Annotated in this window: 12 protein-coding genes; 8 read left to right on the top strand and 4 right to left on the bottom strand. The window is 60.1% G+C overall.

Features of this window, described 5'->3' with window-relative positions:
• The first annotated feature begins 266 nt into the window (after window positions 1–266).
• From H281_RS0133500 to H281_RS0133470, 7 genes are all read left to right on the top strand, one after another.
• Window positions 267–1,211, top strand: coding sequence for a LysR family transcriptional regulator (locus H281_RS0133500; protein WP_020071496.1), 945 nt, complete (start codon window positions 267–269; stop codon window positions 1,209–1,211).
• A gap of 248 nt (window positions 1,212–1,459) precedes the next feature.
• Window positions 1,460–2,053, top strand: a complete 594-nt coding sequence (locus H281_RS0133495; protein ID WP_027805172.1) for a TetR/AcrR family transcriptional regulator — start codon at window positions 1,460–1,462, stop codon at window positions 2,051–2,053.
• On the top strand, window positions 2,050–2,505 hold the full coding sequence (locus H281_RS0133490) for a PaaI family thioesterase (protein ID WP_027805171.1): 456 nt from the start codon (window positions 2,050–2,052) through the stop codon (window positions 2,503–2,505). The genes H281_RS0133495 and H281_RS0133490 overlap by 4 nt, the downstream gene beginning before the upstream one ends.
• A gap of 634 nt (window positions 2,506–3,139) precedes the next feature.
• The gene (locus H281_RS0133485) at window positions 3,140–4,465 is read left to right on the top strand and encodes an NAD(P)/FAD-dependent oxidoreductase (protein ID WP_020071492.1); all 1,326 of its coding nucleotides are present in this window, start codon (window positions 3,140–3,142) and stop codon (window positions 4,463–4,465) included.
• A gap of 78 nt (window positions 4,466–4,543) precedes the next feature.
• A complete protein-coding gene (locus H281_RS0133480) occupies window positions 4,544–6,001 on the top strand; it encodes an aldehyde dehydrogenase family protein (RefSeq protein WP_027805170.1) in 1,458 nt (485 codons plus the stop codon).
• A 67-nt stretch (window positions 6,002–6,068) separates the two neighbouring features.
• Window positions 6,069–7,280: a M20 aminoacylase family protein gene (locus H281_RS0133475; RefSeq protein WP_020071490.1), complete on the top strand. Its 1,212-nt coding sequence runs from the start codon at window positions 6,069–6,071 to the stop codon at window positions 7,278–7,280.
• 236 nt (window positions 7,281–7,516) lie between these two features.
• Window positions 7,517–7,921, top strand: a complete 405-nt coding sequence (locus H281_RS0133470) for a RidA family protein (RefSeq protein WP_020071489.1) — start codon at window positions 7,517–7,519, stop codon at window positions 7,919–7,921.
• 145 nt (window positions 7,922–8,066) lie between these two features.
• Here H281_RS0133470 and H281_RS0133465 read toward each other — a convergent pair whose 3' ends face one another.
• Entirely contained in the window at window positions 8,067–9,632 is a 1,566-nt protein-coding gene (locus tag H281_RS0133465; RefSeq protein ID WP_020071488.1) for a methyl-accepting chemotaxis protein, read from the bottom strand.
• Window positions 9,633–9,970: 338 nt separating this feature from the next.
• On the bottom strand, window positions 9,971–10,453 hold the full coding sequence (locus H281_RS0133460; RefSeq protein WP_051121068.1) for a hypothetical protein: 483 nt from the start codon (window positions 10,451–10,453) through the stop codon (window positions 9,971–9,973).
• A 409-nt stretch (window positions 10,454–10,862) separates the two neighbouring features.
• Between H281_RS0133460 and H281_RS0133450 the strand changes: the two genes are divergently transcribed.
• Window positions 10,863–11,570 (top strand): MgtC/SapB family protein, encoded by a 708-nt coding sequence (locus tag H281_RS0133450; protein WP_020071485.1) that lies wholly within the window; start codon window positions 10,863–10,865, stop codon window positions 11,568–11,570.
• Between the two features lie 230 nt (window positions 11,571–11,800).
• On the opposite strand, the gene H281_RS0133445 is transcribed toward H281_RS0133450, so the two are convergent.
• On the bottom strand, window positions 11,801–12,550 hold the full coding sequence (locus H281_RS0133445) for a glucose 1-dehydrogenase (protein WP_027805169.1): 750 nt from the start codon (window positions 12,548–12,550) through the stop codon (window positions 11,801–11,803).
• A 358-nt stretch (window positions 12,551–12,908) separates the two neighbouring features.
• The gene (locus tag H281_RS0133440; protein WP_020071483.1) at window positions 12,909–13,655 is read right to left on the bottom strand and encodes an SDR family NAD(P)-dependent oxidoreductase; all 747 of its coding nucleotides are present in this window, start codon (window positions 13,653–13,655) and stop codon (window positions 12,909–12,911) included.
• Window positions 13,656–13,775 lie beyond the last annotated feature (120 nt).

The following is a 13,775-nucleotide window of genomic DNA, read 5'->3' as shown; positions in this document are numbered from 1 at the left end:
ACACACCAGCGCGATGAGATGCCTGCCGAAGGCCAGCGTCATAGGTGGCACGTCGTTACGTGCGAGCCTGCCGACCACGAAGTTTCCGGCCCACAACAGCGGAGGCAAAACGAAAATCAGCAAGCCTGCAAGCCGGCCACTACTGCTCACCGGAGCACGCACATCGGGTTTCATGGGAGGTTCTCCGCGGTTGCCATTTAGTGGCCCGATTGTGAGACGCTACAACTTCAGTAACAATAGACCGCCGAACAAAGTATATTTACGGAATGCGCAAAGACCTCCTTCAGACAGGCCTCTTCCATGCGATTCGCGCGTTCCTGCGTGTGGTCGATAGCGGCAGTTTCACTGCCGCGGCCGAGCAGATGGATCTCACGACGGCGCAGGTTTCGCGGCTCGTGTCGGACCTGGAGAAGCGGCTTGACGTCAAGCTGCTTCAGCGCTCGACCCGCCATCGGATACTCACCGATGCAGGCGCCGAATACGCCGAGCGATGTCGCGAGATCGTTGCGCTTATGGACGAAGCCGAAGCGAAGGCCTCCGGGACGGCATCCAGTCCGTCTGGCCGGCTGCGCGTGCAATGCATGACCAGTTTCGGCCACCACTATGTCGCGCCTGAGCTCGCCGATTTCTGTGCGAGTTATCCCGAAGTCATCGTCAACTACAGTACTTCCCAGTACTTTCCCGATCTGCTCGCCCGCGGTGTAGACGTGAGCTTTTATCTGGCGGAGTCGCTGACTGACTCGGGATTGGTGGCGCGTCGGCTGGGAACGACATTCGCGGTGGTGTGCGCGTCGCCAGAATATCTGCAACGCTTCGGCGAGCCCACGACACCCGCCGCATTGAGCGAGCACTCATGCCTGCGTCTGATTAATCCTTCCATCACTCCGGAATGGCGACTGACAGACGGGCAAGGCCCGGTGCAGGAATTTTCCCCTCAAGGGCCGCTGGTGGCGGACACGCCAGAGCTGCTGCTCGATGTTGCTGTGAGGAGTGCCGGAATAACGCTGCTTCCGCTTTTCTCGGTCATAGACGCGATCCGCGATGGCCGGCTCCGCCGGGTGTTACCAGCGTGGCGGTCGCCGGACATTGGAATATATGCACTCCTGCCTTCCAGGCACTTCATGGATGCCAGGACCCGGGCGTGGTTGGAGTGGGCGGAGAGACGAATCGTCCCGAGGCTACGAGAGGATGCGGCGTTCTTTACGTTATGAGCGCGGACCGACCCGTTTTGGCAGTTTGGTGTCCGCATTGTCAGTCGCATTCGTCTTCGCGTCTGTTAACGTCAGCCGTCAACGTCGGCCAGCAAAACTAAACCTGCCTGGCGCGAGTCGCAGAGCGAACGGACGACTCGCCGCCTGACGGCGGTGCCAGCTCTCGCGAAAACTGTCGTGCCGAGAAGCGTTGTGATTGAACACGTTTCTTTATATGATGGTGATCATACTATGGTCGGGACCGGTCAATGCGATATGGCGCTACACACAAAGACGAAACGCGTCAAAAGCTGCTGAAGGTAGCCGCTGATGCAATTCGGGCACACGGGCCACAGCAGATTGCTGTTGCGCGGGTTATGGAGGGCGCCGGACTGACTCATGGTGGCTTTTATGCTCACTTTCGTTCGAAAGACGAGCTTGTGACTGCTGCCATTGCCACGATGTTTGAAGAGAGTGAAGCTCACTTTCTCCATCAAGTATCCGGTCGATCGCCTGCGCAAGGCCTTTGGCATTACATCCGCTTTTATCTGTCGCGCGCGCACCGGGACGCAATTCCGGTTGGTTGTCCGGTAGCTGCGTTAGTTTCTGAAATGACGAGGGTCTCCCCTGAAGCACGCGCGGCCTTTGCAGAGGGAACGACACGGCTGCGAAAGCGGCTTGCAGGGCTTTTGTCGGAGCTTGGAGACGCAGAGGCGAACCCGAACGCGGAGTCGCTGTTGTGCGAGATGGTTGGCGCGCTAATGCTTGCCAGAGGGGAGCCGGATCAAACGCGCTCCGACAAAATATTGATGCGCGCGAAGACAGCGCTTAAACGACGCTTCCATCTGGAGTCTTGCAAATGAACCTTGTCGAACAGCTACCACCCAATCTCTCCGGCTTGGAGCAGCTACACAAATTAATGCAATCAGGGGGACGGCCACCGATCGGTGATACCTTGGACTTCACGCTGGTTGAAGCGTCGGAAGGCTTCGCAGCTTTCGAAAGCGTACCGTCACTCCGAGCTTATAACCCTATCGGTACGGTACATGGCGGATATGCAGCCACTCTGCTCGACTCCGCATGCGGCTGCGCCGCCCATTCCCGTCTATCGCCAACGCAAGCCTATACAACGCTGGAACTCAAGGTTTCGTACCATAAAGCGATAACGCATGAGACCGGCACGCTTCGGGCGGAAGGCCGGGTGATCAGCATTGGCCGCCGCGCGGCGTTCGCCGAGGCCACGCTAAAGGACAGCACCGGAAAGTTATATGCGTCGGCCACTTCGACGTTGCTCGTGATCGACAAGCTAGCGTGAACAATGCCGCCTGCGAACTGAAGTCGGCAAGTTGCAGGCGGTATCGAGCCAGAAACCCACTGCGAAGGATTGAACAGCCTACGGCCCTGTTGCGAATCCAACTGCTGGCAATTATCAATTGCGCCCCACCCGTCGGCCAGCGATTGCGTTGCTGCGCCTTGCATCCAGTTTAAGCGCGGCAGAGCATTCTACAAATCTGCGTGTGCGATAGGAACACGGCATCAGGTCTATCACACCTATCAGGCCGTCACGCAGGGCGAGGCGATCGAAGCCTGGCCGCGTTTCCACGGATCGCGACTCGCCGCTCCAGCGAGTCAAGTCGATGAGTGCGCCACATAAAATGCTGCGCAAGGCACGCCAAACGCAGTTTTCATACTCTTTTGAAATATTTTTCGAGCGTCGCAGAGTGACATTGCCCACGTACCATAAAGACTCTACCGGCCCGGCCCGTATAGCGCGCTTGAAGTCTTGCTGATCCGTGGGCTCTTCGAGCCGGCAGCAAGCATCTCGGCACCGCCGCGCATCAAGGCGCACCCGATCCGGTCTACCGGTCGTACCGGTTCTGTGCGTTGCAACTGGCAAAGTCGCCGACAGACATTTACCCGACACGCGACTCACGAAGGAACTTTCATAGATGCGCGTACCGTTGACCCGCATTGATAGCAGCCCGGCGCTGCCCGATAGCGCCGACGTCGTCGTGATAGGCGCGGGCATTGTCGGCGTATTCACTGCATGGTTTCTCGCGAAGCGCGGCGTCAAAGTCGCGCTGATCGAAAAAGGCATCGTAGGCGGCGAACAATCCAGCCGGAACTGGGGTTGGTGCCGGCAACAGAATCGCGATGCGCGAGAATTGCCGATTGCGACGGAAAGCCTGCGACTTTGGCAACAGTTCGAAGACGAATCCGGGGAATCCGCCGGCTTTCGCCGCGGCGGTCTGCTGTATCTGAGCAACGACGACGACGAACTCGGCGGATGGACGCGCTGGTGCGAATTCGCCCGCACGGCCGGCGTCAGAACCGAAGTGCTCGGCAGCAAACAGGCCAACGAGCGGGCGGCCGCAACCAGACGCAGCTGGAAAGGCGGCGTGTTCGCGCCGACCGACGGCACGGCCGACCCGGCCAACGCCGCTCCGGCCGTGGCACGCAGCATCATCAAGCTGGGCGGCACCGTCCATCAGAATTGCGCGGCACGGGGCATCGAAACAGAGGGCGGCAGGGTCAGCGGTGTCGTGACCGAGCACGGCGTGATCCGCACGAAGATCGCGGTGCTGTCGGGCGGCGCATGGGCCTCGACGTTTTGCCGGCAACTCGGCATCCGCCTGCCCCAGGCAACCATTCGCTCGTCGGTCGCGTCGGTCTCGCTGCCGCGCGGCACGTTGCCGGATGCGCTGCACACGAAAAGCATCACGATCACGCGTCGCGGCGACGAAACCTATTCGCTCGCCATCAGCGGATTGGCAAAGTTCGATCCCACGTTGCAAAAACTTCGCTATGCGAAGGACTTTCTGCCGATGTTCGCGCGTCGCTGGCAGAGCCTCAGTCCCGGCGGTCTGGAAGGCGTGCGCTCGGGCCATGAAGGCCTGAACCGCTGGCGGCTCGATCAGCCGACGCCGATGGAAAAAATGCGCGTGCTGGACCCCAGCGCCGATGAAGCCACACTCACGGAAATTCGCAGGCGTGCCGTCGATCTGTGTCCAGTGATTGGCGAAGCACGCGTGACGGCCTCCTGGGCCGGCTATATCGACATGACGCCTGACGGCATCCCCGCCATCGGCGAAACGCAGTCGCTGCCAGGCTTCGTGCTGGCCGCTGGCCTCAGTGGCCACGGCTTTGGAATCGGGCCTGGATGCGGTCATCTCGTGGCGGATATGGTCACCGGCGTGACGCCGATCGTCGACCCTGAGCCTTACCGTCCCGAACGCTTCGACAAATCGGCGTGGGGCAAGGTCGCCGACTTCTGACAACGGTTTCGTTTCGACTTCTATCCGTGCGCTTTCGCCTGCTACGAGCGCACGGTATCGACGCAAGGACAAGCAGCAATGAAATCCCCTGTGCTTCATCTGATGCAGGCTGGCCATCTGGACCGCTTCTTTATCGACGGCGAATGGGTCGCGCCTATCGGCACGGAACGCGCCGCCGTAGTCTGCCCTTCCACCGAAGAGACGCTTTGCGACATCCCGTTAGGGAGCGCCGGCGACGTGGACCGCGCGGTGCAAGCCGCGCGCAAAGCGTTCGCGAGCTGGTCCGCGACTTCGCCCAAAGAGCGCGCCGCGCTGCTCGACCGCGTTCATGCCCTCCTCCTCGAACGAGCCGAACTGTTTGCGCTTGCCCTGTCGATGGAAATGGGCGCGCCGATCAACTACGCGCGCAGTGCCCATGTGCCGCTCGCGGCCGAACACATCCGCGTCGCACGCGACAACCTCTCGACTTATCCGTTCGTCGCCCAGCGTGGCACCACCGCCATCGCGCGCGAGCCGATCGGTGTGTGCGCGCTCATCACGCCGTGGAACTGGCCGATCTATCAGATCACCGCGAAAGTCGGGCCGGCACTGGCTGCCGGCTGCACCGTTATCCTCAAGCCCAGCGAGTTGTCGCCGCTGAGCGCCCTGCTGTTCGCCGAGGTCGTCGCCGAAGCGGGCATTCCAGCGGGCGTGTTCAATCTCGTGAGCGGCACGGGGCCGGAAGTGGGGACGGCGCTGTCGGCCCATCCGCAAGTCGATATGGTGTCGATCACCGGTTCGACGCGAGCCGGCGTGCTGGTCGCCCAGGCGGCCGCGCCGACGGTCAAGCGCGTTGCGCAGGAACTGGGTGGCAAGTCGCCTAACATCGTGCTGCCTGACGCCGATCTGCCGCGTGCGGTCACGCTCGGCGTAGCGGCTGCGTTTCGCAACATGGGGCAGTCATGCAGCGCGCCGACGCGCATGATCGTCCCACGCAGCGTCATGGCCCAGGTGGATGAACTCGCCGTGGCGGCGACGAAACAGATGATCGTCGGCGATCCGTTCGCCGAGACGACGACTCATGGTCCACTCGCGAATCGCGCACAGTTCAACCGGGTGCAGCAGATGATCGAAGCGGGGGTGGACGACGGCACGAAGCTGATCGTGGGCGGTGCGGGCAGACCCGTCGGCTTGAGTCAGGGCTTCTATGCGCGCCCGACAATCTTCTCGGATGTACGCACGGACATGCCGATTGCGCAGCAGGAGATCTTCGGGCCGGTCCTCGCGATCCTCGCGTATGACACGGTGGAAGAAGCGATCGCCATCGCGAACGACACCGTGTACGGGCTCGGCGCACATGTGCAGGGCACGGACAAAACGCTGATGCGTCAGGTCGCCGCGCGCATCGAGTCAGGCCAGGTGCATCTGAACTATCCGGCGTGGGACCCGCAGGCTCCGTTCGGCGGATACAAGCAATCCGGAAACGGTCGCGAGTACGGGATCGAAGGAATGGAAGAGTACATGGAGGTGAAGTCGATCCTCGGGTACTACGATTAAACCATCGCAAGACGTCACGCCGTGATGTCGCCGACTTGATGCTGCCCGCTTTAGAAAGGTGCCGAGATTGGAAACCACCGATATTCCCGAAACATCGCTAAGCGCGCATCATCCGCATTGGGCAAAGTTGCGACGCGACCTTCACGCATATCCCGAGTTGCGCTTTGAAGAACACAGGACCGCGGATGTCGTCGCGCGTGAGCTTGAGGAATTCGGTTATACGGTATCGCGCGGACTGGGCGGAACAGGCGTCGTGGCAAGCTTGCCGGGCGTGAATCCGCATTGGGGCATCGTGCTTCGTGCGGACATGGATGCGTTGCCCATCCAGGAAGCCAACGATTTCACGCACGCGTCCTGCACTCATGGAATCATGCACGCGTGCGGGCACGACGGCCACACGGTGATGCTGCTCGGCGCTGCGCGCATTCTGAGAGGCATGCCGCAATTACCAGGCAGCGTTCATTTCGTGTTCCAGCCGGGAGAAGAAGGCGGCGCGGGCGCCCGAAAAATGATCGACGACGGCCTGTTCGTGCAATATCCCACCGAGGCAGTGTTCGGCATGCACAATTGGCCGAGTTTGCCGGGTGGGCATTTCGGCTTGCGGGTGGGCCCGATCATGGCGGCGGGTTCGCGCTTCAGGATCACAGTCACCGGCAAGGGCGCTCATGCGGCGCAACCGCATCTCGGGCTTGATCCGATTCCGCTGGCTTGCTCGATGGTGCTGCACTGTCAGACCATCGCTGCGCGACACAAGGACCCGGTCGATCCCGCCGTGATCTCCGTGTGCATGATTCACGCCGGCGACACCGACAACGTCATTCCGGATAGCGCCGAGTTGCGCGGAACGATACGTACGCTTTCATCGGAACTGCAGCAGAAATTGCAGCGCGACATCCAGTTGATGTGCGAAGGGCTGGCGGCCGCGCACGGCGCTCAGGTCGAAGTCACGTTCTTCCAGTACTATCCGGCGACCATCAACACGCGGGCCGAGACCCAACTATGCGAAGCCGTCATTCGCGAGACTTTCGGCGATGAACGTACGCACGCCGACGTGCCGGCCAACATGACATCAGAAGATTTCGGCTTCATGCTGGAAGAGCGACCCGGCACGTATGTGCTGATCGGCAACGCCCATGTCGGTGAGACTGCACCGGGTCTGCACAACCCGAAGTACGACTTCAACGACGACATCATTCCAGCAGGTGTTCAATACTGGATTACGTTGGCGCAGCAATACTTCCAGACTCGTCAGCCTGAAAGACCAGTTCAAAAGCCGTGATGGAATCGAACAATGCATGCTGCTTGTGATCGCCACCGCGTATGTCAATTCCCCGAGGCCAACGGTTGCGATCCAATCGACCTCCGAATCGTCGCTGGTTGCCGATAACCGTAGACTCCATGCATCATACTGATGGCACCGGGATTGGCACTCCAGCTCCCGAATACAAACCCGGATAGCTTCCTGACCTCGTCGTGGCTGTGGTCGAAGCGGTCCTTTCACCTGGAATGTTCGTCATGGATCAGCATCAGCACAATGCGCAGTTCCCTCAAACGATGAACCCCGCTGGACTGGCAACGCCGGGTGGCCACTACAGCCATGTTTCGGTCGCAAATGGCCTGGTTTTTGTGTCCGGCCAACTTCCTATCGACGCGAGCGGCGCCAGGCTTACGGAGAGTTCTTTTGACGCCCAGGCCGAGCAGGTGTTGGCAAATCTGGCTTCCGCGCTTGCCGGTGCGGGCAGCGATATCAAGAAACTGGCGCAGGTTCGTGTCTATATCGTCGATGTCGCGCACTGGGCGAGCTTCAACGAGATCTACGCGCGTTGGGCGGGCGATGCGAGACCCGCTCGCGCCGTAGTGCCGGTCCCGGCGCTCCACTTCGGTCTGAAGATCGAGATCGAAGCGGTCGCGTTGGTATAGCGTAACCAGTCGGGATTCGGAAACGATGTTGCGCGTCGCGCTCAAGACTTATAACGGCCCGCGCGCAAGGAGTCGATCTTTTGAAGCTGTTCGCGGCTGATGCACGCTATCGGCATTCGCGTGATCAACCGCCGGTCGCTTTCGCTCAAGCAGCTTTGTGCCCGAGCTTGAACACGCTCACTGCCTGCCGCAGCGACGTCGCCTGATGAGCCATTGCTTGCGCAGCGGCAGATGCCTGTTCAACGAGCGCGGCATTCTGCTGTGTCACCGCGTCCATCTGTCCAACAGCAACGTTCACCTGTTCAATTCCCGTTCCCTGTTCGTCAGACGCCGACGCGATTTCCCCCATGATGTCCGTCACCCGCCTGACCGACTGAACGATATCGGACATGGTCGTGCCCGCTCTCCCAACCTGCTCCGAGCCTTTGGCCACACTTTCAACTGAACTCGTGATGAGGTCCTTGACCTCTTTCGCCGCGCTCGCGCTGCGTTGTGCCAGCGTACGGACTTCACCCGCTACGACTGCAAAGCCGCGGCCTTGTTCTCCAGCACGCGCCGCCTCCACTGCTGCGTTCAGCGCAAGAATGTTGGTCTGGAACGCGATGCCTTCGATCACGGTAATGATGTCGGCCACCTTACCCGAACTGCTCGATATGTCGCGCATGGACTCGACTACCTGGTTCACTACTTCGCCGCCGCGAGTTGCCTCCTCGCGGGCATTCGCAGCGAGGGCGTTTGCCTGTTTCGCGTTCTCGGTGTTCTGACGGACCGTGGAGGTCAACTCCTCCATACTCGCCGCGGTTTCCTGCAGTGACGCTGCCTGCTCTTCCGTGCGCTGCGACAAGTCCAGGTTACCTTGCGCGATCTCGCCCGCCGAGGTCGTAATGGCTTCCGCCGTGGAATGAATATCGGAAACGATAGCGCGCAGTTGCTGGCGCATTGATTCGAGTGACGCCATCAGGCTGGTCTGGTCGTTCGGCGCAAGCGCAATGGCCGCCTCCAGATCACCTTCCGCAACGCGTTGTGCCGCCCTCGCAGCCTCGGCCGGCTCCCCGCCCAATGCGCGCATGATGCCGCGGGTGATGAAGACACCAAGAACGATGGACACAAGAACCGTGATCGTGCCGGAAAGCCCGAGCGCCAGCTTGGTCGATGCCGTCATGCTGGCGACTGCGCCCGAACGTTGATCAAGCAACGACTGCTCGGCGTTGCCGAGTTCTGCCGACACCGAGCGATAGCGGTCCATGAACTGCTTGTCGTTCCCCTGCTTGAAGTAATCGATCAACCCGTCGGCAGGCTGCTTGCCGGCGTTGACATCGCGCCGCATGGCAATCAGCTTCTCGTCGATTTCTGCCACTCTCTGGTGCATGTCGCGCAGCGTCTCGAGACGCCCCTGCTGGCTGGCGTTGTCCGCCGTCAGGCTGCGAACGAGGTCGAAAGACTTCGCGAAGTCCCTGTTTCCAGCCGCATACGGCTCGAGGAACCGATCGTCGCCGGAGGCGACAAAGCCACGCACGCCGGTCTCCATGTTCACCATGTTGGTCAGCATGTCGTCGTTTGCCCGAAGTACCTGATAGCTGTGGACGTTCCAGCCATTCGCCTGATTAAGGCTGAGAAAGTTAATCAGCGATATCGCGCCGCCAACCAGTGATATGAGTACAACAAGGCCGAACGCCAAGCCGAGTTTCCTGCTGACAGTCATCGATTTCATGCTTCGTTCCGTTACGTGTGTGGATATGACTTATGTCGGCACGAATCCAGCTCCCTGAAACCCCGCTCTTCCTGCTCTTCTTCAACAACTCGCGCGAACAGCGGGGCTTTGGGCGGAAGCCGCTCAAGGATTTTTCTGTCGGAAAAGCGTCCCTTTGCGCAAACGATAAGCGAGGTGAACTATTTCTTTTTAGACATGGAGTAAACGACAACGATAACGGGCCGATAGAAGGCTCGATTAAATATTCAAAGTCCTGCATATTTACAGTGTCGTCATCCTGGATGCTATCGGCCTTTCGCGGCTCAACCTGAGCCTTGGGCATCTTGTGTGTCTTCTCGTCAGGCAGCTCCGCGATATCGCTCCAGGCGCTTCGCGACTTCGTCTATTACCTTGACGGGAGCGGCTTCCAGCTGCGAATCGTGGGTCGTCAACACTTTGGCGAAGAGACGAAATGCGTCGCCATCGAAATAGAAACGCCCTTGCGCACCGGAGGAAAACGAATTATTCGCGATTTTTTCCAGATCTTTGTACGACGCGTTCTGGATATCTCCGTACCCGAGCTCGCATAGGATTCCTGTCGCAATGACCGCCCTCATCACAACCTGAAGGGCCATCAAAGAGCCCACACCCGCGTGCAGCGCTTCGAGCTGAAGATGATATTCCAGTGACAAAGCGTCGCGTATCGGCTTTGGCAAGGGCAGCAATTCCGTTTTCGCTTCGCGTTGCTTACGGCTGGACTGACTGAGACGATGGGCCCATTTATTCACTTTCTGTTCAACCGGTGTCGCACTACCTCCACGGCATGGTGGCCCCAACGGCATCGTCAAGATGCAGCCGTCGCGCACGAAACGCCAACGACTTCATGCTTCGTAAACGCCACTCAGGGACCGGCAACTATCGGCTCGCCGCGATCACGTGAATCGAATGCCTGATGCAAGTCGCCACTTCAGGACTGCTAGCCCCGACACTCACGCTGTACAGTCGCGTCTGCACGGGCGTACTTCGCGGCTATTTCGTCGTGGCCGTCGCCCTGGTTATCATCACGGCCGTCCAGACGATTCTTTTGCGGTACGAGAAATTGCGTCGCGCGCTACCTGTCAGGTTCGTAAGGGCGGCACAAGGACGGTTCTTCAATTCCGTCGCTGACTTCAAAAAGCCTCGCGCGCACACAATACTTCGCTCGTTCCCACACGAGACGTGACCCCGCAGGCACAACCTGAATTTACCAACATGACGTTCGATTTCCTCTTGCGGCTGCTCGCCGCCTTCGCCTGCGGGGTTGTCATCGGCCTTGAGCGCCAGATGCGTCAGCGCACGGCCGGTTTGCGGACCATCACGCTCGTCGCCTGTGGCTCCTGCCTGTTCGTTACGCTGGGAGTGCTGACCGGAAACGGGGCAACCGGAGTGACGCAGATTGCCGCCTATGTCGTCTCGGGCGTAGGCTTTCTTGGCGGCGGCGTCATCATGCGCGACAAGGGCTCGATACAGGGCATCAACACGGCCGCTACGCTTTGGTGCTCCGCGGCTGTCGGGGTACTGTGCGGTTCAGGCCATTTTGGGCCAGCGGCAGCCGGGACGGGAGTGGTGCTGCTCACCAACACGGTCCTCCGTGAAGTCAGCCGGGCCATCAATACGGCACCGGTGTCGGCGGCCGACCTGGTACGTCAATACACCTTGACAGTGGTCTGCCGCGAAGCGGACGAAATCCATGTCCGCGCGGTGCTTTCGAACGCAATGTCCTCGGCGCCGCTGTCGTTCCAGAGCCTGACCAGCCGCGACTACGACGATACGCAGCAGCGCATCGAGGTCACTGCAACGCTGAAGTTGCATCCGAAGGACCAATCCAGGCTCGAACTGCTTGCCAGTCGCCTGAGCATGGAGAAAGGAGTATCGAGCGTCAGTTGGTCCGGGCTCGAGGCCGAGCCCACGCCTGAATAAGCGCGCTCCATCGCGTCCCCGGTGGAGCAATTGATAAACCGGGAGCGACGGCCACGACCTCCTGTCCCGCGTGCTGACCAGCGCGCGGCCCTCCCCCCGAACCGTCTGGCACCGAGTTGACGTCGACGGTGCGACGCAGAACGTCCTGATTAGAAACGCCGCAGTCTCAGCGTCAACGCAAAAAGCGGCATCGCTGGCTCAAGCCGATGCCGCCCACCTGCCGCGCACTTTTAGACTTGTGCCATACCGCCATCGACGGTTAGTTCGATGCCCGAAATATAGCTGCTATCGTCGGATGCAAGGAACAAAGCCGGCTTGGCGATTTCTTCCGGGAGACCAATGCGGCCTAGTGGCACCTGCGAAGTAATGCCCGACTTGAAGCCTTCAATTTCTTGTTCGGTCAGGCCAGTCTTGCCGAAGATTGGTGTATCGATCGGACCCGGGCTGATCGCATTCACACGAATCTTGCGTGCCTTGAGATCCGTCGTCAACGTACGTGCCAACGAACGCACCGCAGCTTTAGTGGCCGAATAAACGCTGAACGCTTCCATCCCCTTGGACGATGCAATCGATGTGTTCAAAATGATCGATCCACCGTCTGGCACCAGCGGAAGAAGCTTCTGCACCGTGAAGTAAGTACCCTTCACGTTGACGTTGAAGGTTTCATCGAATTGCGCTTCCGTGACCTGATCGATCGGTGCGAGCGAACCCAAACCTGCGTTCGCGAAGATGACATCCACGCGGCCGTATTTCGCTTTCACGTGGTCGTTAAGTTTGTCCAGATCCGACAGCCTGGAGACATCGCCCAGCACGCCTTCCGCGTTAGCACCGATGCTTTCCACCGCTTCATCCAGCTCCTTCTGGCGGCGTCCCGTGATGATGACCTTCGCTCCTTCCTTAGCGAAGAGTTGCGCCGTTGCCAGGCCCATGCCGCTGTTTCCGCCCGTGATTACAGCGATCTTTCCCGATAGTTTCGTCATGTCAGTCCTTGATCGAATGTGTTGACTGGACCAGGCCCGTTCTTAAGCTCTGTTCAGTCGCTGATGATTAGTGGCTCCCGTAACCGTTGACATCGGTTGCAGGGCTTGGACTGACTATAGGCGCGGTGAATCGCGGGACATAGTAAGTGGCGACGAATACACTCGCCGGTTGAAACGAATAATCAAAGTTCTATCGATATGACGCCAGCAACCAGGCGCCTAACACGTCGGCGACGGCGCGACGCGCCACGCCCGTCAACTAAATTTGTTACCACTGTGTCGTCCGGCCGCGACCAGATCTGCAGGATTTGAGCTGCCCGCCAGGCAGTGAGCGCGCAGGCGAGCATGTGAGGTCGCTTTAGCCTGCCGTCTTGCCACCGTCGACAGTCAGGATCTGACCGGTAACGAATGCAGCGCCGTCGGCAGCAAGATAGAGCACCGCTGCGGCAATATCGTCAGGCTTGCCGATACGCGCGAGTGGCACCGTGGCTGCGAGCGCTGCCTTGTTTTCCGCAGTGCTGGTGAAGCGGTCCAGCATGCCCGTATCGGTCGGCCCGGGTGCGACGGCGTTGACACGAACACCCGTCGAAGCAACTTCAAGTGCGGCCGATTTCGTAATGCCTTCGACGGCGTGCTTGCTGCCTGCATAGACCGATGCGAATGCGGCGCCTTCATGACCGTAAGTCGACGAAATGTTGACAATGCTGCCGGCCTTCTGCGCAGTCATCACGCGCAGTTCGTGCTTGAGGCTCAGCAGCGTTCCCAGCACGTTGGTGTCGAACGTGTCGGCATAGCTGTCAGCGGTCTGCTCGACGACAGGTCCTGGCCGGCCTTCCGTGCCGGCGTTGTTGACGGCTACGTCCAGACGGCCGTAGCGGGCGACGGTCTGATCCACCAGATTGAGGACTTCTTCGTCGCGGCGCACGTCAGCCAGGACGAAGTGAGCTTCGGCGCCTGCTTCGCGCAGTTCGGCTTCGAGCGCGGCGCCTTCCGTTGCGCGGCGACCCGATACGACGAGCCGTGCACCCGAACGCGCGAACGCGAAAGCAGTTGCGCGGCCGATGCCCGTGAGGGCGCCAGTGATGAGGACGACGGGGTGGGACATTTGAGGCTCCTGTCAATAAGGTTCACGACACGTTGCTCGTGTCGCACTGCTCGGTGAGCATGACGGAACTAACTTTAGGCGTCTCTTGCGGCTGTGAAAAAGACTTTCCAGGCTGGAGGG

Source organism: Paraburkholderia caledonica (genome assembly GCF_000383275.1).
Classification (GTDB): Bacteria; Pseudomonadota; Gammaproteobacteria; order Burkholderiales; family Burkholderiaceae; genus Paraburkholderia; species Paraburkholderia caledonica.
The sequence above is the reverse complement of the archived record's forward strand: the minus strand, read 5'-3'. Positions and strand labels throughout refer to the sequence as shown.